Below are 19,899 nucleotides of genomic sequence, written 5' to 3' on the forward strand. Positions count from 1 at the left end.
AAGCCCGCCACAACGGGTGTCTGCTCTAGTTCTTACGCCACCGCCGGATGGTGCGGACGAGGGTGTCGGTGGAGGTGTCGCCGGTCTCGGGGTCCGCCGCGCCGGTCAGCGCGGGGGCCAGTTGCAGGGCCTGGGTCTTGCCGAGTTCGACGCCCCACTGGTCGAACGAGTCGATGCCCCAGATCACGCCCTGGACGAACACCTGATGCTCGTACAGGGCGATCAACTGGCCCAGCGTCGCCGGCGTCAGCGCCGGGGCGAGCAGGGTGGTCGAGGGCCGGTTGCCGGGCATCACCTTGTGCGCCACCAGCGCCGGGTCGGTGCCGTCGGCGGCGACCTCGGCCGCGGTCTTGCCGAACGCGAGCACCTTGGCCTGGGCGAGCATGTTCGCCAGCAGCACCTGCTGCATGCTCCCGGTCCCGTCGATGGTGGGCAGATCCTCGAGCGCGGTGGCGAACCCGACGAAGTCGGCCGGGATCAGCCGGGTGCCCTGGTGCAGCAGCTGGAAGAACGCGTGCTGACCGTTCGTGCCCGGCTCACCCCAGAAGATCTCCCCGGTGTCGTGGTCGACGGGGCTGCCGTCGAGTCGCACCGACTTGCCGTTCGACTCCATGGTCAGCTGCTGCAGATACGCCGGCAGCCGCGCCAGGTCCTGGCTGTAGGGCAGCACCGCCCGCGTCTGCGCCCCCAGCACCGACGCGTACCACACCCCCAGCAGCCCGAGCAGCACCGGCGCGTTCGCCTCGAGCGGCGCGGTGGCGAAGTGCTCGTCGACGGTGTGCATCCCGGCCAGGAACTCGGCGAACCGCACCGGGCCGATCGAGCACATCACCGACAGGCCGATCGCCGAACCCACCGAGTACCGCCCGCCCACCCAGTCCCAGAACCCGAACATGTTCGCCGGGTCGATACCGAACTCGGCGACCTTGGTCGCGTTGGTGGACACCGCCACGAAGTGCGCCGCGACGGCGTCCTCACCGAGGGCGGCGACCAGCCAGCGCCGCGCAGCGGTGGCGTTGGTGAGCGTTTCGATGGTGGTGAACGTCTTCGACGCCACCACGAACAGCGTCCGGGCCGGATCCAGGCCGGACAGCTGCGCGGTCAGATCCGCCGGATCGATGTTGGCGACGAACCGGGCGTCCGGGCCGTCGGCGTAGTGCCGCAACGCCCGCGCCACCATCGCTGGGCCCAGGTCCGAGCCGCCGATGCCGATGTTGATCACCGTGGTGATCGTCTCCCCGGTGGCGCCGCGCCAGGTGCCGGAGCGGACCTGCTCGGCGAAGCCGGCCATCGCGTCGAGCACGGTGTGGACGTCGGGGACCACGTCGGCGCCGTCCACGGGCAGCGTCGCCGACCGCGGCAGCCGCAGCGCGGTGTGCAGCACCGCCCGGTCCTCGGTGCTGTTGATGCGTTCCCCGGCGAGCATCGCGTCGCGGCGGGATTCGACCCCGGCGGCCCGGGCCAGATCCAGCAGCAACGCGACGGTGGTGTCGGTGATGCGGTGCTTGCTGTAGTCGATGTACCAGTCGCCCGCGGTCACCGACAACCGCTGCGCCCGACCCGGATCCGCCGCGAACAACCCTCGCAGATCCACCGCCTCGAGCTCCGAACGGTGCTGGGACAGCTGCTGCCACGGTGCGGTTCGAGTCACGTCGCTCATGAATTCAGAGCCTAGTGCGGGCCCGTAGTTACCGGCGGGTTCGGAACCCGTCCGGGTCCCGGAGCGCATGATGTGGGACATGGACACCGACGAACTGATCCGGACCGTACCGACAGAACTGTTCCTCGGCGGGGAATGGGTGGCCGCCGAGAACGGCGCCACCTTCACCGTCCACGATCCCGCCACCGGCGACATCCTCACCGACGTCGCCGACGCGAGCCCCGCCGACGCCGTCCGCGCCCTCGACGCCGCGGTGGCCGCCCAGCACGAGTGGGCGGCGACCGCGCCGCGCGAGCGGGGTGAACTGCTGCGTTCGGTGTTCGCGAGGATCACCGAACGGGCCGAGGACTTCGCGCTCCTGATGACTCTCGAAATGGGCAAGGCCCTGCCGGAGAGCCGGGCCGAGGCCAAGTACGGGGCCGAGTTCTTCCGCTGGTTCGCCGAGGAGGCGGTGCGGATCTCGGGGCGCTACACGCACGCACCCGCCGGCAACGGACGGATCCTGGTGACCAAGCAAGCGGTGGGACCGTGCCTGGCGATCACGCCGTGGAACTTCCCGCTCGCGATGGGCACCCGCAAGATCGGTCCCGCCCTCGCCGCGGGCTGCACGATCCTGATGAAGCCCGCGTCGGAGACCCCCCTGACGATGCTGCTGCTCGCCCAGCTGTTCGCCGAGGCCGGGCTTCCGAAGGGGGTGCTGTCGGTGCTGCCGACCTCGCGTGCCGGCGCGGTCACCGGCCCGCTGATCGACGATCCCCGCCTGCGCAAGCTGACCTTCACCGGTTCCACCGAGGTGGGCCGGACCCTGTCCGAACGGGCCGGGAAGGCGATGCTGCGCACGTCGATGGAACTGGGTGGCAACGCGCCGTTCCTGGTGTTCGACGACGCCGACCTCGACGCCGCGGTGGAGGGAGCACTGGCCGCCAAGCTGCGCAACGGGGGCGAGGCGTGCACGGCCGCGAACCGCTTCCACGTCGCCAACCCGGTGCGGGAGGAGTTCGTGAAGAAGCTCACCGAGCGCATGGCGCAGTACCGGCTCGGGCCGGGTACCGACCCCGGCACCACGCTCGGTCCGCTGATCAACGCGGGCCAGCGGGAGACCGTCGGCACGCTGGTGCAGGACGCGGTCGCGGCCGGTGCGAGCGTGCGGCTCGGCGGGGACGTCCCCGACGGTCGGGGGTGGTTCTACCCCGCGACCGTGCTCGACGGAGTGACGGCCGACGCCCGGATCCTGCGCGAGGAGGTGTTCGGTCCCGTCGCCGCCGTGACCGGATTCGACACCGAGCAGGAGGCGATCGACGCGGCCAACGCCACCGAATACGGACTGGCCGCGTACATCTACACGCAGAACCTGGACCGGGCGCTGCGGGTGTCCGAGGCCCTCGAATCCGGCATGGTGGGCGTCAACCGGGGCGTGATCTCCGACGTCGCGGCGCCCTTCGGCGGCGTCAAGGCCTCCGGGCTGGGCCGCGAGGGCGGCAGCGAAGGCATCGAGGAGTACCTCGAGACGAAGTACATCGCGCTGCAGTGACCTGCGCGACGGCTACGCCCCCGACCGTCGCGTGCTCGGGGGCGTACCGGGGCCGGGGTGCCTCGGTGACCCCGGCCGCAGCCTCGGTGGGTCCAGGCGGCCGCGGCCTCAGTGACCCAGGCGGCCGCGGCCGAGTCGCAGCAGCAGCATGGCCAGCGTGTGACCCTCCTGGCCCAGCTCGCTGAAGCGCTCGAGGACCTTCATCTCCCGGCTGTGGACCAGGCGGGTGCCGCCGGATGCCATCCGGGTCTGGCCGATGATGCGCGAGACCTCGGTGCGGCGCTTGACCGCCGCCAGGATCTCGGCGTCGAGCCGATCGATCTCCTTGCGGAGCTCGTCGATCTCCGCCTCGGTGGTGGGCAGGGCAGCATCGGATGCGCTGGCTCCGGAACCGGTGGCCTCGGTGTTGGTGCTCATGTCGTCTCCTCGCGTCAGCTCTGGGATCGCTTCGGATTCTGCGGGCGTTACCGGTCCGGCCGTCGGCTCGGGCTTCGGTGGCGCGGCAGCCGAAGCCTCGGGGTGCGGTCAGGCCTCGGTCATCGGCTCTCACACCGATGGCAGTGTCGCCGGTAGCGGCGACGTGGAGCACATGACATGACGTTCAGTTTGCCACCCGTCCCCGAACCGGCCAAGTAAGGCATACCTGTCGAATCGCCCCCGCCCGGCCGGCACGGCTGTCGGCGATCGCCGGTAGTTTGGTACCACGATGAACACTCCCGTTGCCTCCGGCCGTCCCGTCCCCGCCCCGAACCCGGGGGTGCGAGCGACGACCTCCGACGCTCTGCTCGAGGGCCTCAACCCACAGCAGCGGGAGGCGGTGACCCACACGGGTTCTCCGCTGCTCATCGTCGCGGGCGCCGGCTCGGGGAAGACGGCGGTGCTGACGCGGCGCATCGCGTACCTGCTGGGGGAGCGGAGGGTGACGCCGGGCCAGATCCTGGCCATCACGTTCACCAACAAGGCGGCCGCCGAGATGCGCGAGCGCGTCGCCCACCTGGTCGGCCCGCGGGCGAACAGCATGTGGGTGTCGACGTTCCACTCGAGCTGCGTGCGGATCCTGCGCGCGCAGTCGGCGCTGCTGTCGGGGATGAACTCGAACTTCACCATCTACGACGCCGACGACTCCCGGCGGCTGCTCACCATGATCGCCAAGGATCTCGACCTCGACGTCAAGCGGTACTCCGCGCGGCTGCTGGCTACGCACATCTCCAATCTCAAGAACGAGCTGATCGGTCCCGAGGAGGCCGCGGCCGCCGCGGATCGCGAGGCGGCGGACCTGCCGCGGATCGTCGCGACGGTCTACGCCCACTACCAGCAGCGGCTGCGTGCGGCCAACGCCTTCGACTTCGACGACCTGATCGGGGAGACGGTGGCGCTGTTGCAGGCGCATCCGCCGGTGGCGGAGTACTACCGCCGACGGTTCCGCCACGTTCTCGTCGACGAGTACCAGGACACCAACCACGCGCAGTACGTGCTCGTGCGCACGCTCGTCGGCGGGGCGGACGACACCGTGTCGGACGACGCGGTCGCGCCGGCGGAACTGTGTGTCGTCGGCGACGCCGACCAGTCCATCTACGCGTTCCGCGGCGCGACGATCCGCAACATCGAGGAGTTCGAACGCGACTATCCCGAGGCTCGCACGATCCTGCTCGAGCAGAACTACCGTTCCACCCAGACCATCCTCTCCGCGGCGAACGCGGTGATCGCCCGCAACACCGGGCGTCGGGAGAAACGGCTGTGGACTGACTCCGGTGCGGGGGAGCCGATCACCGGGTACGTCGCCGACAACGAGCACGACGAGGCGCAGTTCGTCGCCGCGGAGATCGACCGGCTCGTCGACGCCGGGGACGCGAAATTCGCCGACATCGCCGTCTTCTACCGCACCAACAACTCCTCGCGCGCCCTCGAGGACGTGTTCATCCGGCACGGCGTGCCCTACCGGGTGGTCGGCGGCGTGCGCTTCTACGAGCGCAAGGAGGTGCGGGACCTCGTCGCGTACCTGCGGGTACTGGCCAACCCGGACGACACGGTCAGCCTGCGCCGGATCCTCAACACCCCCCGTCGCGGCATCGGCGACCGCGCCGAGGCCTGCGTGGCGGTGCACGCCGAACGCACGGGCGTCGGGTTCGGCCGGGCCCTGCGCGATGCCGCCGAGGGAACCGTGCCGCTGCTGAATTCCCGCTCGCAGAAGGCCGTCGCCGCGTTCGTCGACCTCATGGACGAACTACGGGCGATGCTCACCGAGACCGACGCCGACGGCAACGACCTCGTCGACATCGGCGACATCGTCGAAGCGGTGCTCGATCGCACCGGGTATCGCGCCGAGCTCGAGGCCAGCGACGACCCGCAGGACGGCACGAGGCTCGACAACCTCAACGAGTTGGTCAGCGTCGCAAGAGAATTCAGTTCGGACGCGCGTAACGCCGCAGGTCTCGAGGACGAACGCGAGGTGCCGGAGGGGGAGCCCGAGCCCGGTTCCCTGGCGGCGTTCCTCGAGCGGGTGTCGCTGGTGGCCGACGCCGATCAGATCCCCGAGGAGGGCGACGGGGTCGTCACCCTGATGACGCTGCACACCGCCAAGGGGCTCGAATTCCCGGTGGTGTTCGTCACCGGGTGGGAGGACGGGCAGTTCCCGCACATGCGCGCTCTCGGCGACCCTGCCGAACTCTCGGAGGAACGGCGCCTGGCCTATGTCGGCCTCACCCGTGCGCGGCACCGCCTGTATCTGAGCCGCGCGGTGCTGCGCTCGGCCTGGGGGCAGCCCGTGACCAATCCGGAATCGCGTTTCCTCCAGGAGATCCCGCAGGAACTCGTGGAATGGCGCCGGGAGGATCCGGGGGTCGCCGGTGGGCACGCCATCGGTGCCGGGCGGGGCCGGAGCGGTTACGGCGGAATCGGTTCCGGCTTCGGGGGCGGGACTTCCCGGTTCGGCGGCGACCGGCCGTCGATGCCGAGTTCCGGGCGTTCGCGCAACAACCATCTCGTGCTCGCCGTCGGCGATCGGGTCAGCCACGACAAGTACGGCCTCGGCACGGTCCTCGAAACCCGCGGCTCCGGGCCGACCGCGACGGTGGTCGTCGACTTCGGCAGCGCCGGGAAGGTGCGGTTGATGCTCGTCGGCGGCGTGCCGATGGTCAAACTCTGAGCCGGACGCGATACGGGCCCCGCACCAGCCGGTGCGGGGCCCGTATCGCGAATGCGGTCGGCGGTCAGTCGTTCCGGATGCCGAGGGAGATGCCGCGAGTCGCGAGCCAGGGCAGCGGATCGATCTTGTCGATGCCGTTGAGGTGGACCTCGAAGTGCAGGTGCGGGCCGGTGGACTGGCCACGGTTGCCCATGGTGGCGATCTGGTCACCCGCCATGACCTGCTGACCGACGGTCACGAAGGACTGGTCGATGTGACCGTAGACGGTGACGGTGCCGTCGGCGTGGCGCAGACGCACCCACATGCCGAACCCGGACGCCGGACCGGAGTCGATGACGGTGCCGTCGGCGACCGCGAGGATCGGGGTTCCGATGGGACCGGCGATGTCCACACCGGCGTGCAGGGTTCCCCAGCGGGCGCCGTAGCTGGAGGTGAAGACGCCCGCGGCCGGCAGGACGAACAGGGGGCGACGGGCGGCGGCCTCGCGGGCGGCGCGCTCCTCGCTGAAGCGCTGGCCCTTGGCGAGCAGATTGGAGAACTGGGACAGGTCGTTCGGGTCCGCGATGTTGAGGACCTGAGGGGCCTGGGAGGGAGTCGCGCTCTCGGACTCGGTCTCCGCGGCGAACTGGGCGGCCTGCGGCACCGCGGTGGCGGTGATGACGTTCGAGCCGGTGGTGTCGGCGGCGAGGGCGACCTCGGAATGCTCGGAGTTCTGAGCGGGGCCGCTGGTGGCGGCCTGACCCGCGGCGACGACGGCGCCGGCGGCGACCGCGAGGACCGCGGCACGGCCCTTGAGGGCGGCGGGCGGAGTGGGAACGCGGTGGGCGCCGCCGCGACGAGGCGGGGCGGCCGGATCACCGTCGGACACTGCGGGGGCGGTGAGCGGGCGGGCCGGCTCGTCGCCGTAGAATTCGTACTGCTCGGTGGTGCTGGTGTTACGGAAATTCACAATGCTCGAGACGTCCGGATCGTCCGCAGGGCCCTCGTCGAAGTAGTGCTCGTGCGGCTGCCAGTGGCCCGGGTAGAGGCGGTCGGTCGCCCCTGCGAAGTCGATATCGTCGAACTCGCTGTCGGGACGGCTGTCGGCGCGGGGAGTGCAAGTGTGCATCGACTGCCGTCCTCCGTTCGTGACCTGACCGTTACTCGGACCGAAGCGACGGTAACGAAACGATCGCAAGCGTGGCAACCTAAACGGGCAGGAAATCGGACCTTGTGACCGGCATCACAGTTTGAGCTGGGCAAATCTGGAAACATTTCCCTGGTTACGGGGCGATACCGAAGACTTACGGTGTGTCACGCCGGGATGTACCGGAAGGCCGTCGTAGCGTCGGATCGTGCCGAGCCGCCCGCCCGTACTTCTCGCTGCGCTCGTCCTGGCCGCGCTCGGAGCCACCGCGGTGGCGGTCGCGCCGCTCCTGCCCGTGGTCCGTGCCGACACGGGACCGGTCGGCGCCGCCTCGGGCGCCGCGTCCCTCGTCGCTGCCGTCGTCGCGCTCGCGGTTCCCGCCGGTGCGGTGAGTCTTGCCCGCCGGCGCGGCCCCCTCCCCGCCGTCCGGGCCGCCGCGCTTCTCGCTGGAGCGGGGTTCGTCGCACTCGGCGCGGCCCTGCTCGACGTCGCGCTGTTCACCGACGCCCTCGACGCGGACCGCCTCGAGCTGTTCCGGCCCGTCACCGCCGCGGGACTCGCGGCAGGTCCCGGCGCGGGCGTCGTCCTCGCCGGTCATCTCGCCTCGGTCCTCGCCGGGGCCCTCGGAGCCGTCGCGGTCCGGCAACTGGAAGCCGAGCCCGACGCCCACCTCCCCGGCGAGGACCGGCCCGCGGTTGCCCGCACCGGGGCTCCGGCGGCGGCCGGTGTGGCGGGAGCTGCACTTGCCGCGGCCGGTGCGCTGCTCGCCCCGCCCTTCGTGTCGAACGACCCGGTCCTGCTCGGTTCCGGCGTCCTCGACGCCACGCCGGCTGCGGCGATCGGCGCCCTGGTGGCGGCGGTCGCGGTGCTGCTGGCGGCGACGTGGGCGCTGGTGACCTCGTCGTCGGCCGCCGCAGCCGGGGCGTTGGCCGGTGCGGGGCTCGGTGCGCTGGGCATCCTGGGGCCCCGGCTGGCGGCGGGACTGAGCGGTGCGCGGCTGACGCCGTCGTCCGCGGCCGCCGTCGGCGTGCTCGCTGCCGTCCTGCTCGTCGCGGCCGCGGCCGCGCTGCCCCGGCTCGTCGCACGGTCCGATCACGCCGCCGGGCCGGTGCCCAGGGTGCTGCCGTCCGCTCCCGCGGCGCGGCATCGGCAGGCGGGTGTCGCGGGGCTCGTCACCGGCGCCGTCGCGACAGTGGGTTCGCTGCTGCCGGCGCTGTCGGTGCCCGCCGGTGCGGCGCCCGAACTGCCTGCCGCCCGCATGCTGTTCGCCGCGGGTCTGCTCGTGCTGGCACTGAGCGTGTGGCTGCTGCTCTCCGAGTTCGCTGCTCCGCTGCGACCCGCCGTCGTGGTGCCGGCCGCCGGGGTGGTCACCGCCGCCGGGGCGGTGCTGCAGTCCTGGGTGCTCGCCGCGGGCCTGCCCGGTGTCGGCGCCGGGCCGGGCACCTGGCTGGCCGGGGCCGCCATCCTGGGGGCGGCGGTGACGGGCGTGTTCGTCGTCCTCGCGGGAGGTGCGGAACGCGACGGCATCGACACCTCCGTCGAACGGATCGCCGGGCCCGTCGCGCGCACGGTGGGCGCGGCGGCGGCGCTCACTGCCGGTGCCGGGGTGCTGCTGCCGTTGCAGCCCGGCGCCGGCTCGGTGCTGAGCTACCCCTGGGGGTACGACGTGTGGGGGCGGGCGGTGCTCGCCGTCGCGGTGGTCGCCGCGGTGCTGGTCGCAGCGCGTGCGCGGCCGGCCCGCGGCAGTGTGCTGTTGCTCGGTGCGGCGGCCTCGGTGGCCCTGTACGCGGCCTCGTGGGTGCTCGTACGGACCCCGGAGCAGGAGCCGGTGAACGGAGTCCTCACGCTGCCTGCAATCCTGGGGGTGGTGCTCCTCCTGGCTGCGGCGTGGCTCACAATCCGGGAGGAAAATCCGTGAGGTACCCCTCGGGGCCCCACTCCGGTGACATGCGACACATACCAGGAGTGCGGGCGTTTGGTGGGACTTCCGACTAGTTACAGTCCGAACGGACCCGCTCATACCCCTCGAGCGGGCGTCAACGCAGACGAGACGGTGAGCAGATGGATCTCTTCGAATACCAGGCGAAGGAACTCTTCGCCAAGCATGGTGTGCCGACGTCGCTGGGTCGTGTGACCGACACGGCCGACGATGCCAAGGCTATCGCCGAGGAAATCGGTAAGCCTGTGATGGTCAAGGCCCAGGTCAAGACCGGTGGTCGTGGCAAGGCCGGCGGCGTGAAGTACGCCGCCACCCCCGAGGATGCGAAGACCCACGCCGAGAACATCCTCGGCCTCGACATCAAGGGTCACATCGTCAAGAAGCTGCTGGTCGCCGAGGCCAGCGACATCGCGGAGGAGTACTACATCTCCTTCCTGCTCGACCGTGCCAACCGCACCTACCTGGCCATGTGCTCGGTCGAGGGCGGCATGGAGATCGAAGAGGTCGCGGCAACCAAGCCCGAGCGTCTCGCCAAGGTGTCCGTGGACGCCGTCAAGGGTGTCGACCTCGCGTTCGCGCGCAGCATCGCCGAGCAGGGCCACCTGCCCGCCGAGGTGCTCGACGCCGCGGCCGTGACCATCCAGAAGCTGTGGGAGGTCTTCGTCGCCGAGGACGCCACCCTGGTCGAGGTCAACCCCCTCGTGCGTACCCCCGACGATCAGATCCTCGCCCTGGACGGCAAGGTCACCATCGACGAGAACGCGGGCTTCCGTCACCCCGAGCACGCCGAGCTCGAGGACAAGGACTCCACCGATCCGCTCGAGGCCAAGGCCAAGGAGCACGACCTGAACTACGTCAAGCTCGACGGTCAGGTCGGCATCATCGGCAACGGCGCGGGTCTGGTCATGTCGACCCTCGACGTCGTCGCGTACGCCGGTGAGAAGCACGGCGGCGTCAAGCCCGCCAACTTCCTCGACATCGGCGGTGGCGCCTCGGCCGAGGTCATGGCCGCCGGCCTGGACGTGATCCTGAACGACTCCCAGGTCCAGAGCGTGTTCGTCAACGTGTTCGGTGGCATCACCGCGTGCGACGCCGTCGCCAACGGCATCGTCAAGGCGCTCGAGATCCTCGGCGACGAGGCCAACAAGCCGCTGGTCGTCCGTCTGGACGGCAACAATGTCGAGGCCGGCCGCAAGATCCTGGCCGACGCCAACCACCCGCTGGTCACGCTGGTCGGAACCATGGACGAGGCCGCTGACAAGGCCGCCGAGCTGGCGTACGCCGCGAAGTAAGGACACACGGAGAACATGTCTATCTTCCTCAACAAGGACTCGAAGGTCATCGTCCAGGGCATCACCGGCGGCGAGGGCACCAAGCACACCGCCCTGATGCTCAAGGCCGGGACCCAGGTCGTCGGCGGCGTCAACGCCCGTAAGGCCGGCACCACGGTGTCCCACACCGCGGCCGACGGTTCCGCCGTCGAGCTGCCCGTCTTCGGCACCGTCGCCGAGGCGATGAAGGAGACCGGCGCGGACGTCTCGATCGCGTTCGTTCCCCCCAAGTTCGCCAAGGACGCCATCATCGAGGCCATCGACGCGGAGATCCCGCTGCTCGTGGTCATCACCGAGGGCATCCCGGTGCAGGACACCGCGTACGCGTGGGCCTACAACGTCGAGAAGGGCAGCAAGACCCGGATCATCGGCCCCAACTGCCCCGGCATCATCACCCCCGGCGAGTCGCTGGTCGGCATCACCCCGGCCAACATCTCCGGCAAGGGCCCGGTCGGCCTGGTGTCGAAGTCCGGCACGCTGACCTACCAGATGATGTTCGAGCTGCGTGACTTCGGCTTCTCGACCGCCATCGGCATCGGCGGCGACCCGGTCATCGGCACCACCCACATCGACGCCATCGAGGCGTTCGAGAAGGATCCCGAGACCAAGCTCATCGTCATGATCGGCGAGATCGGCGGCGACGCCGAGGAGCGCGCGGCCGACTACATCAAGGCGAACGTGACCAAGCCGGTCGTCGGCTACGTCGCCGGGTTCACCGCTCCCGAGGGCAAGACCATGGGCCACGCCGGCGCCATCGTCTCCGGCTCCTCGGGCACCGCGCAGGCCAAGAAGGACGCCCTCGAGGCGGCCGGCGTGAAGGTCGGCAAGACGCCGTCCGAGACCGCCGCTCTCGCGCGCGAGATCCTGCAGTCGCTCTAGAACAGAGCGGAGCGGCTTCGCCGCCGGTGTGTCCTTTGGGCGGTCCAGGCAGCCCAAAGGACACACCGGCGGCTCCGCTGCCTACCCGTCGACCCATTCGGTGCCGACGGGCACGAGTTCCCCCGCACCGGCCGTCACCGACGCCACCACGCTCTGTAGGTCGGTCGCATCCCGCGCCGCGACGGTGAAGACGACACGCTCCGTGTAGGACACGTCGAGCACGCTCACTCCGCGGCCCCGTAGTTCCGACTCCACGCGTCCGGCATCACCGTGCCCCACCGCCAGCGTGAACACCTCCCGCCGCTCCCGCGGCACCAGCGTCGCCGCGTCGACCGCAACCGCCACCGCACCCGAATACGCTCGGACCAGTCCGCCCGCGCCGAGCTTGATGCCCCCGAACCATCGGGTGACCACCACCGCGACGTTCACCAGGTCGCGGTGGTGCAGCACCTGCAGCATCGGCACCCCGGCCGTGCCACCCGGCTCCCCGTCGTCGCTCGACCGCTCCGCCCGGTGCGCCGGCTCGTCGCCCACCACGAAGGCCCAGCAATGATGCCGCGCATCGGGATACAGCCGCCGCTGTTCTTCGACGAAGGCGAGCGCGGCGGTGTCCGAGTCGACGCGGCGCAGCACGGCGAGGAAGCGGGAGTGCTTGATCTCCGTCTCGGCGACGACGTCCGGTCCGGGCTCGAGGGTGCTGGGCATGGGCACATTCTCGCCGGTGGGGATTCGCCGGATTCGCGGGACTCCTGCCGCCCACGGTGATCGTGCCTAGGCTGGTCGCAGAGCAGCCGACGACATCAGGAGGAGCGATGACCTACCCAGCAGGCTCGGGAACGGGCCGGTCCGACAACCCGGCAGGCCCCTCGGGGTCGTCGACCGGGGCAGGACCCGGGTCCGCCGCCCGCGGCGTCTCCGACAAGGTGGTGCCGCTGCTCCTGCCGATCGCCGTCGCGGTGCTGGCGGTGCTGAACTTCCTGCTCGGCCTGGCGCCGTACGTGCGCATCTCCTTCGGCACCCAGGTCGCGCTGTCGTCGTTCGACTTCGGGTTCGCGGTCGTCCCGCTGGCCTTCCTGCTCTTCGGCGGCGCGGCCGCTGCGCTGTCGCTGCTGCCGGGTCAGGACCTGCGCTCCGTCGCGGTGGCGGCCTCCGCGGTCGGCTTCGTGGTGTCGCTGTTCCAGCTCTTCCACCTCCCGGACGACACCGGCATCTCCTGGGGTGGGGTGTCGATCCTCGTCCTCGGTTTCCTGCAGACCGCGCTCGCGCTCATGGCGCTGCTCTTCGGGATCGGGATTTTGGTGCCCGGCCAGCGTCGTTCGCCCGCGCAGTCGTTCGGCGGCCAGGGCGGCGGCCAGGGTTACGGCGGGCAGGGTTACGGAGCGCAGGGTGCCGGAGCGCAGGGCTACGGTGCGCAGGGCTACGGTGCGCAGGGCTACGGTGCGCAGGGTGCCGGTGGGGGGCAGGGTTACGCTCCCGGCGCGACGGCGAGCGGATACGGAACGCCGGGCTCCGGGTACCCTTCCGGATCCTCGGCCTACCCCTCCGGGACCTCGGCCTACCCGTCCGGGACCTCGGCGCAGTACCCCGGCTACCAGCAGGCGCAGTACCCCTCGGGTCAGTACCCGTCCGGTCAGTACCCGTCGGGCCAGTACCCGTCCGGCCAGTACCCCTCCGGCCAGTACGCCGGGGGCCAGTACCCCGGCACCCAGTACTCGGGGGCGCAGCCGCGCGAGCACTACCCCAGCCCGGACGCCGGCGCCCAGACCGAACACCTGAGCCAGCCGCTGCGCGTCGACCGGCAGCACTCCGAGGGCCAGCACCCCGGACAGCAGGCCTACACCCCGACGGGCGCGCAGGCGCCGTACGGTGCGGGGACTCCGGGTCCCGCCGGTCGGACGGGCGAGTCTGCCGGCGGCGACGTCGACGAGCCGACGGTGCTCGCCCCCCGGGACGCAGACTCCGAGCGGGAGGCCACCGGCCGTTCCTCGGAGGGGGACACCGAGCGGACGTCGGATCCGGCGCCGACGCAGGCATTCCGTCCCGGCGACGAACCGCGGTGAGGGCTCCCGCACATGCTGCGGCGCGCCTGACCGTCCCGATCGTCGCCGGGTGACACTCTCGACACGATGACCTCGACGCTAGGCCGGTCCGACCGGCACACGACCCCGGAAGGCACCCCGGTCGAACCGGAGCAGTTGCGGATCCTGCTCGGCACGGCGGCCAAGGTGCCGGCGGTGACCCTCGCGTTGATCGCCACGCTGGTGGTGACCACGATGGTGGCCGCGAGCAGCGACCTGACCGGCATCTACGCGGCCATCGCGGGCAGCTGGCTGGCCCTGCACCAGGTGACATTGACGATCGACGGGGTACCGCTGGGGGTGCTGCCGTTGCTGCCGACAGCGGTGCTGGTGTGGCTGACCGCTCGGGCCGCACGGTCGGCCACCGACGGGGTCGTCGCCCTCGGTGGCCGTCCGCTCGATCGCCGCAACGCCTCCCGCATCGCGGCGGCCACCCTCGCCGGTCCGACGGTGATCACGGTGGCGGCACTGATCGTGATCCAGGATGCGGCAAGTGTCCTGCCTGTCGTCACCCCCAATCCCGCGTCCGCGCTGGCGTGGGTGACCGCGCTGTACCTGATCGGGGCCGGGCTCGGCATCGGTTCCCGGACGTGGCGGCCGCTGGCGTCCCGCTACGGCGTGCCGAACTGGCTGGTCGCCGCCGTGCGTCCCGCGGCCCGGACGGTGCTGGGGATGTTCGCCGCGGGCGGGGCGGTGACCGTGCTCGCGCTGCTGTGGTCGTGGACCGTGGTCGGTGACCTTATCGGCCGCGGCGGGGGAGCGGTCGGCGCCCTCGGACTGACGGTGTTGTCGGTGCTGTACCTGCCCAACGTGCTGATCGGGGCCGCCGCCGTGGTGACCGGCAGCACGGTGCAGTTCGGCGACGTGCGCGTGAGCCTGTTCGAGGCGACCGGCGGGGACCTGCCTGCCCTGCCGGTGCTTGCCGTGATCCCACCGGGACCGGCCGCGCCGTTCTGGCCCGTGCTGCTCGCCGTCCCCGCGACGGTGGGCGCGCTGCTCGGGCGGTACGTCGCCCGGTGCCACCTCGAGGCACGCGCCCGAGGGGAACGCGTGTCGTCCACCGACGCCGCCCTCACGGTGGTTGCTGCGGCGGCGCTCGCCGGTGCGACGACCGCGCTGGCCACGTGGGCTGCCGGTGGCCCGCTGGGGGTCTTCGGTGTGGTCGGCGGAAACTGGTGGCTGGCCGGGGTGCTGGTGTTCGCGTGGACGGGACTGCTCGGCCTCGTCACCTCGCAGCTGCTGCTGTGGCGCGAGCACCGCCTGGCTGCGGTGGAAGCCGCCCGGCAGTCGGCCGCCGAGGAGAAGCTCACCGATGACGAGGTCGCCGGAGAGCAGCTCGCCGACGAGGAGCCCGGCGACGAGGCGGCCGAGGGCCCCGACGACGAGCCGGCCGAGGAGGACGTCGCCGCCCCGCTCGTCGACGACGTCCGGGCGCTCGAGGCGGCACCGGTCGCCGCCGTGCTCGACGCCGAGATCGTCGAGGACGACCCCTCGGCCGCCGACGATGCGGCCGTCGCCGCGGACCCGGACACCGAGGACCCGGACACCGAGGACCCGGACACCGAGGACCCGGACACCAAGGACCCGGACACCAAGGACCCGGACACCGAGGACCCGGACACCGAGGACCCGGACACCGAGGACCCGGACACCGAGGACCCTGTGGCCGAACGTACGGACGTCGTCGACGCGACGATCGAGGACGCGGCCGACGAGCCGGCCCGGCCCGTCGAGAGGGACCGGGATGCCGGCGCGCCACCGGAGCCCAACGGCGACCTGCCGGAGGGTGCCACACCCCCCAAGGGCTAGGCTCTACCCGGCCGAGCCTCCGGCCGCCCCCTCTCGAGTTCCAGGAGTAGAGCGCTGACTGCCTCGCGTGACCAGCTGCCGCCCACTGCGCCGGCACGGGTCGTCGTCCTCGCTTCGGGCACCGGCAGCCTGCTGCGGTCGCTGATCGACGCGACGCACACGGACGGATATCCCGCCCGGATCGTCGCCGTCGGAGTGGACCGCGAGTGTGCCGCCGAGGGGCATGCGGAGGCCGCCGGTATTCCCCATGTCCGTGTCGCTCTGCGCGAGCACCCGGACCGGGCCGCGTGGGACCGCGCCCTGACCGACGCCGTCGCTGCGCACGAGCCGGACCTGGTGGTCTCGGCCGGTTTCATGAAGATCCTGGGGCCGGTCTTCCTGGACCGGTTCGGGGGCCGCATCGTCAACACCCATCCGGCGCTGCTGCCCGCGTTCCCCGGCGCACACGCCGTGCCGGACGCCCTCGCCTACGGGGTGAAGGTCACCGGCTCGACCGTGCACCTGGTCGACGCGGGTGTCGACACCGGTCCCATCCTGGCGCAGGAACCCGTGCCGGTCCTCGACGACGACGACGAGGCCACCCTGCACGAACGCATCAAGGTTGTGGAGCGACGACTGCTGGCCGACGTGGTCGCCGCCGTCGCCACCCGTGGAGTTGTATCCGATGGACGAAAGGCCGTGATCCCCAGTGACCGAACGTAAGGCTGTGCGACGCGCACTCGTCAGCGTCTACGACAAGACCGGTTTGGTCGAACTGGCGACGGGCCTGCACGAGGCGGGTGTCGCGCTGGTCTCCACCGGGTCCACGGCGGCCACCATCGCCGGCGCCGGAATCCCCGTCACCAAGGTGGAGGACCTCACCGGATTCCCCGAATGTCTCGAGGGCCGGGTCAAGACGCTGCACCCGCGGGTGCACGCCGGCATCCTCGCCGACACGCGCAAGCAGGATCATCTCGATCAGCTCGCCGAACTCGGTGTCGAGGCGTTCGAACTGGTCGTGGTGAACCTGTACCCGTTCACGCAGACCGTCGCCTCCGGCGCCACCGCCGACGAGTGCGTCGAGCAGATCGACATCGGCGGCCCGTCCATGGTGCGTGCCGCCGCGAAGAACCACCCGTCGGTCGCGGTGGTCGTCGACCCGGCCCGCTACGACGACGTGCTCGACGCCGTCAAGGGCGGCGGTTTCACCCTGTCTCAGCGCAAAGCCCTTGCCGCCCAGGCATTCCAGCACACCGCCGCCTACGACGTGGCGGTGGCGAGCTGGATGAACGCCGGCTACGCCGCCGGGGAGTCCGACACCGCCGAGCAGTTCCCGGCGTGGGCCGGTGCGACGTGGGAGCGCGCGGCCGTGCTGCGCTACGGCGAGAACCCGCACCAGGCGGCGGCGCTGTACGTGAACGAGGCGGGCGAGCCGGGTCTGGCGCGGGCCGAGCAGTTCCACGGCAAGGAGATGTCGTACAACAACTATCAGGACGCCGACGCGGCCTGGCGCGCCGCACACGACCACGACCGGCCGTGCGTCGCGATCATCAAGCACGCCAACCCGTGTGGGATCGCGGTCGCGGAGTCCGTCGCCGAGGCGCACCGCAAGGCACACGAGTGCGATCCGGTGAGTGCGTTCGGCGGCGTGATCGCCGTCAACCGTGAAGTGAGCGTGGCGATGGCCGAGCAGGTCGCCGAGATCTTCACCGAGGTGATCATCGCCCCCGGCTACGCGGACGGCGCGGTCGAGGTGCTCAGCCGCAAGAAGAACATCCGCATTCTGCGGGCCGACTCGCCGCAGGCGGCGCAGATCGAACTGCGGCAGATCTCCGGCGGAATGCTGCTGCAGGAGCGCGACACCCTCACCGCGCCGGGCGATTCGGCCGCGAACTGGGAGCTGGCCTGCGGCGAGGCCGCCGACGCCGAGACCCTCGCGGATCTCGAGTTCGCGTGGCGTGCCTGCCGGGCCGTGAAGTCCAACGCGATCCTGCTCGCCGCGGGCGGCGCCACCGTCGGTGTCGGCATGGGGCAGGTCAATCGTGTGGACTCCGCCCGGCTCGCGGTCTCCCGCGCCGGGGACCGGGTCGTCGGATCCGTCGCCGCATCCGACGCGTTCTTCCCGTTCGCGGACGGCCTGCAGGTGCTCACCGAGGCCGGTGTCCGGGCCGTCGTGCAGCCGGGCGGTTCGGTGCGCGACAACGAGGTCATCGAGGCCGCTCGCGAGGCCGGCGTGACCCTGTACCTCACCGGCGCACGCCACTTCGCGCACTGAGCGACGCCGGCCGCCCGCACGCGCCGGTCAGGCCGCGTGCGGGTGCCCGGTCGCCGGGCGGGTCACCGTCCGCGGCGCGGCGTCGCGGGCGTCGGAGATGACCAGCCGGGCGGCACCGCGGTCGAGCAGTTCGCGGATGAGGTCCGCAGCGGCCGCAGCCTGTTCGGTGCCGACGTGGCTCAGGTCGATCGTGATCGCGTGACCGGTGAGATCGTCGGGCAGGTCCTTGGGGACGGCGCCGGTGGCGCCGAGTCGCAGTTTCATCGTGTTCTCCTCTTACTGGACAAGATCGGTATGCGGGGAAAAGAAAGGGCACCCGAGGCGATGTGCCCGGGTGCCCGAGAAGGAATCGATCGAGTCGTCGACTCATTCCCGGGGTCGCCACTTGGCGAAGTGGAAGTACGCGTAGGTGTGTCGGCACCAGCTGGGTACGGCAACGCGCATCGACTTCGCCGCGATGACCTTGTCGTCTCGCATCGGACCGTACCTTTCTCGTGTGTTCCTACGGGTTAACCGGACACCATACCCGAGTAAAGCGAATCTGACATCTCTTGTGTTCCGCCCGTCTCGGGCGAGGGGTCAGAGCTTGGCGAGCCACGCCTCGAAACCGCGGGTGAACTCGTCGGAGAAGGGCAGATCGGCGATGTAGTCGGCACCGGTGGACTGCTGGTCGCCGATGTCCTTGAGCACGTGGTTGGACCGGTACAGGCGCAGGGACGTCAGGTTCGTGTGCACGAGCGCCGAGTCGAGGGCGTCGACGTCCTCGACCCGCACCTGGATGTCCTTCGCCGAGACGCTGGTCAGCACCGGCAGCCCGCCCTCGAGCTGAGCCGCGAGCATCCGCGGATCGAGCGCGTCCTCCTCGGCGAGGGCCTTGGCGTTGGCCGAGACCAGACCGGCGTTGCGCAGCGGCTCGGGCAGGGTGTCGCTGAGGGTGCCGTCGGCGCGCAGCGATTCCACGGCGCCGGCGAGGGCCAGGCGCAGTTCGTCGGCGACCTGGATCGGGAGCTGACCGGCGTCGACGACCGCGTCGAGCTGGGCGTCGATCTGGGCGGTGAGCAGGTCCAGCAACCGCACGGCCAAGGGCTCGAGCAGCGCGATGCCTGCGACCGGGGCACCGGCGTCGGCGAGGGTGAGGGCGATGAGGGCGCCCTCGCTGTGCCCGACCACGTAGAGCCGCTCGGCGTCGATGCCCGGCTGCGCGGCGAGGAACCGGAGGCCGTCCGTGGCGGCGTCGATGAACGTGGAGAACCCGAGGTCGGCGACGTCGGCGACGTCGTACGGGCCGAGGCCGGTCACACCGCTGCCGAGCTTGTCGTAGCGCAGGCTCGCGAAGCCGTTGCGCTCGAGCACGTCGGCGAGGTGGCGCAGCGTGCCGATCGGGCCGGGCAGCAGCGCACTGTCGCCGTTGCGATCGGTGGGACCGCTGCCGGCGAGCAGCAGCACGGCGGGGACGTTTCCGTCGCTCGCGGCGGGCACGCGCAGGCTGCCGTGCAGGGTCACGTCGCCGCTGGAGAAGGAGATGTCGGTGTCCGCCATGCGTCGTGTCTATCAGAACCGGTCAGACCGTCCGCAGGCGGCTCAGCCGTCGATACCCGCGGTGGACGGCCCACACGAAGCCCGCGAGCAGGGGCACGACGAGCAGCGGGACGACGAGCGCGATCAGCGACGTGACGAACGACAGCAGGTCGTCGAGCAGCGACAGCGCCGGGTTGCCGAGTCCCGCGGTGGTGACCGTGCTCGCCGCGCGGGTGCCGGTCTGCACAGTGCTCACCGCCATCGCGGTCGGGGCGCCGACGACGATGCCGGCGAGAGCGGCCATCGCCGGGTCGAGATCGGCGAACGCCGCCCAGGCGGCCAGCGCGCCCGCGACGGGCCGCACGACGGTCGCGACGGCCGAGAGGACGTTGTCGACGAAGGGGACGAGGTCGGCGCCGACCTCGACGACGGTGGCGATCGCCAGGGCGACGAGCGCGCCCGTCGACCCGACCCACTGCATCGACTCGTTGAGCGCGATTCCGAACAGGCCGAAGTGCACTGCGGTGCCGAGCATCAGCAGCGGGAGAAAGGTGCGCAGGCCGGTGGCGGCGGCCAGCCCGATGCCCAGCAGTGCCGCGAGGAGCCAGGTGTCCATGGCGGGAGTCTAG

General features: G+C 71.3%; 16 protein-coding genes. 9 read left to right on the forward strand and 7 right to left on the reverse strand.

The genetic code is table 11. From position 1 onward, the window contains the following. Positions 1-25: 25 nt before the first annotated feature. The gene (gene pgi / locus ACWPQI_RS05620) at positions 26-1,660 is read right to left on the reverse strand and encodes a glucose-6-phosphate isomerase (RefSeq protein ID WP_458603137.1); all 1,635 of its coding nucleotides are present in this window, start codon (positions 1,658-1,660) and stop codon (positions 26-28) included. Between the two features lie 79 nt (positions 1,661-1,739). Between pgi and ACWPQI_RS05625 the strand changes: the two genes are divergently transcribed. Next, complete coding sequence (locus ACWPQI_RS05625) at positions 1,740-3,191, forward strand: NAD-dependent succinate-semialdehyde dehydrogenase (RefSeq protein WP_010593043.1); 1,452 nt, start codon at positions 1,740-1,742, stop codon at positions 3,189-3,191. Positions 3,192-3,299: 108 nt separating this feature from the next. On the opposite strand, the gene ACWPQI_RS05630 is transcribed toward ACWPQI_RS05625, so the two are convergent. After that, a complete protein-coding gene (locus ACWPQI_RS05630) occupies positions 3,300-3,608 on the reverse strand; it encodes a chorismate mutase (protein WP_003937752.1) in 309 nt (102 codons plus the stop codon). A gap of 289 nt (positions 3,609-3,897) precedes the next feature. On the opposite strand from ACWPQI_RS05630, the gene pcrA reads away from it, so the two are divergent. Continuing rightward, entirely contained in the window at positions 3,898-6,336 is a 2,439-nt protein-coding gene (pcrA, locus tag ACWPQI_RS05635; protein ID WP_083846930.1) for a DNA helicase PcrA, read from the forward strand. A 64-nt stretch (positions 6,337-6,400) separates the two neighbouring features. On the opposite strand, the gene ACWPQI_RS05640 is transcribed toward pcrA, so the two are convergent. Continuing rightward, complete coding sequence (locus tag ACWPQI_RS05640) at positions 6,401-7,444, reverse strand: M23 family metallopeptidase (protein WP_010593041.1); 1,044 nt, start codon at positions 7,442-7,444, stop codon at positions 6,401-6,403. A 226-nt stretch (positions 7,445-7,670) separates the two neighbouring features. Between ACWPQI_RS05640 and ACWPQI_RS05645 the strand changes: the two genes are divergently transcribed. The 3 genes from ACWPQI_RS05645 to sucD all read left to right on the forward strand — a co-directional run bounded on the left by ACWPQI_RS05645 (position 7,671) and on the right by sucD (position 11,611). Then, the gene (locus ACWPQI_RS05645; protein WP_010593040.1) at positions 7,671-9,380 is read left to right on the forward strand and encodes a hypothetical protein; all 1,710 of its coding nucleotides are present in this window, start codon (positions 7,671-7,673) and stop codon (positions 9,378-9,380) included. Positions 9,381-9,523: 143 nt separating this feature from the next. Further along, on the forward strand, positions 9,524-10,693 hold the full coding sequence (gene sucC, locus ACWPQI_RS05650; RefSeq protein WP_010593039.1) for an ADP-forming succinate--CoA ligase subunit beta: 1,170 nt from the start codon (positions 9,524-9,526) through the stop codon (positions 10,691-10,693). Between the two features lie 15 nt (positions 10,694-10,708). Continuing rightward, positions 10,709-11,611: a succinate--CoA ligase subunit alpha gene (sucD, locus tag ACWPQI_RS05655; protein ID WP_010593038.1), complete on the forward strand. Its 903-nt coding sequence runs from the start codon at positions 10,709-10,711 to the stop codon at positions 11,609-11,611. Positions 11,612-11,692: 81 nt separating this feature from the next. Here the strand turns inward: sucD and ACWPQI_RS05660 are convergent, their stop codons facing one another. After that, the gene (locus ACWPQI_RS05660) at positions 11,693-12,316 is read right to left on the reverse strand and encodes an IMPACT family protein (protein WP_017679430.1); all 624 of its coding nucleotides are present in this window, start codon (positions 12,314-12,316) and stop codon (positions 11,693-11,695) included. A 107-nt stretch (positions 12,317-12,423) separates the two neighbouring features. Between ACWPQI_RS05660 and ACWPQI_RS05665 the strand changes: the two genes are divergently transcribed. The 4 genes from ACWPQI_RS05665 to purH all read left to right on the forward strand — a co-directional run bounded on the left by ACWPQI_RS05665 (position 12,424) and on the right by purH (position 17,752). Beyond that, the gene (locus tag ACWPQI_RS05665; protein WP_474738687.1) at positions 12,424-13,671 is read left to right on the forward strand and encodes a DUF5336 domain-containing protein; all 1,248 of its coding nucleotides are present in this window, start codon (positions 12,424-12,426) and stop codon (positions 13,669-13,671) included. 66 nt (positions 13,672-13,737) lie between these two features. After that, on the forward strand, positions 13,738-15,498 hold the full coding sequence (locus ACWPQI_RS05670; RefSeq protein ID WP_474738688.1) for a cell division protein PerM: 1,761 nt from the start codon (positions 13,738-13,740) through the stop codon (positions 15,496-15,498). Positions 15,499-15,552: 54 nt separating this feature from the next. After that, entirely contained in the window at positions 15,553-16,200 is a 648-nt protein-coding gene (gene purN, locus ACWPQI_RS05675; protein WP_082335532.1) for a phosphoribosylglycinamide formyltransferase, read from the forward strand. Further along, positions 16,187-17,752, forward strand: coding sequence for a bifunctional phosphoribosylaminoimidazolecarboxamide formyltransferase/IMP cyclohydrolase (purH, locus tag ACWPQI_RS05680; RefSeq protein WP_010593033.1), 1,566 nt, complete (start codon positions 16,187-16,189; stop codon positions 17,750-17,752). The genes purN and purH overlap by 14 nt, the downstream gene beginning before the upstream one ends. Before the next feature lie 27 nt (positions 17,753-17,779). Here the strand turns inward: purH and ACWPQI_RS05685 are convergent, their stop codons facing one another. The 3 genes from ACWPQI_RS05685 to ACWPQI_RS05695 all read right to left on the reverse strand — a co-directional run bounded on the left by ACWPQI_RS05685 (position 17,780) and on the right by ACWPQI_RS05695 (position 19,886). Then, positions 17,780-18,016, reverse strand: coding sequence for a hypothetical protein (locus ACWPQI_RS05685; RefSeq protein WP_006945013.1), 237 nt, complete (start codon positions 18,014-18,016; stop codon positions 17,780-17,782). Positions 18,017-18,331: 315 nt separating this feature from the next. Further along, entirely contained in the window at positions 18,332-19,291 is a 960-nt protein-coding gene (locus ACWPQI_RS05690; protein ID WP_048774052.1) for an alpha/beta hydrolase family protein, read from the reverse strand. 22 nt (positions 19,292-19,313) lie between these two features. Next, positions 19,314-19,886 carry a DUF4126 domain-containing protein gene (locus ACWPQI_RS05695; protein WP_010593031.1) on the reverse strand — a complete coding sequence of 191 codons (573 nt, stop codon included), beginning with the start codon at positions 19,884-19,886 and terminating at the stop codon, positions 19,314-19,316. Positions 19,887-19,899: the final 13 nt, after the last annotated feature.

It is taken from the genome of Rhodococcus sp. LMD, assembly GCF_056108245.1.

What these genes read in the sequence shown, in the direction of transcription:
- sucD (WP_010593038.1), top strand. Translation starts at nt 10,709, where the DNA reads ATGTCTATCTTCCTCAACAAGGACTCGAAGGTCATCGTCCAGGGCATC.
- ACWPQI_RS05660 (WP_017679430.1), bottom strand. Translation starts at nt 12,316, where the DNA reads ATGCCCAGCACCCTCGAGCCCGGACCGGACGTCGTCGCCGAGACGGAG.
- ACWPQI_RS05630 (WP_003937752.1), bottom strand. Translation starts at nt 3,608, where the DNA reads ATGAGCACCAACACCGAGGCCACCGGTTCCGGAGCCAGCGCATCCGAT.
- ACWPQI_RS05695 (WP_010593031.1), bottom strand. Translation starts at nt 19,886, where the DNA reads ATGGACACCTGGCTCCTCGCGGCACTGCTGGGCATCGGGCTGGCCGCC.
- ACWPQI_RS05690 (WP_048774052.1), bottom strand. Translation starts at nt 19,291, where the DNA reads ATGGCGGACACCGACATCTCCTTCTCCAGCGGCGACGTGACCCTGCAC.
- pgi (WP_458603137.1), bottom strand. Translation starts at nt 1,660, where the DNA reads ATGAGCGACGTGACTCGAACCGCACCGTGGCAGCAGCTGTCCCAGCAC.
- ACWPQI_RS05640 (WP_010593041.1), bottom strand. Translation starts at nt 7,444, where the DNA reads ATGCACACTTGCACTCCCCGCGCCGACAGCCGTCCCGACAGCGAGTTC.
- ACWPQI_RS05665 (WP_474738687.1), top strand. Translation starts at nt 12,424, where the DNA reads ATGACCTACCCAGCAGGCTCGGGAACGGGCCGGTCCGACAACCCGGCA.
- sucC (WP_010593039.1), top strand. Translation starts at nt 9,524, where the DNA reads ATGGATCTCTTCGAATACCAGGCGAAGGAACTCTTCGCCAAGCATGGT.
- pcrA (WP_083846930.1), top strand. Translation starts at nt 3,898, where the DNA reads ATGAACACTCCCGTTGCCTCCGGCCGTCCCGTCCCCGCCCCGAACCCG.
- ACWPQI_RS05685 (WP_006945013.1), bottom strand. Translation starts at nt 18,016, where the DNA reads ATGAAACTGCGACTCGGCGCCACCGGCGCCGTCCCCAAGGACCTGCCC.
- ACWPQI_RS05670 (WP_474738688.1), top strand. Translation starts at nt 13,738, where the DNA reads ATGACCTCGACGCTAGGCCGGTCCGACCGGCACACGACCCCGGAAGGC.
- ACWPQI_RS05625 (WP_010593043.1), top strand. Translation starts at nt 1,740, where the DNA reads ATGGACACCGACGAACTGATCCGGACCGTACCGACAGAACTGTTCCTC.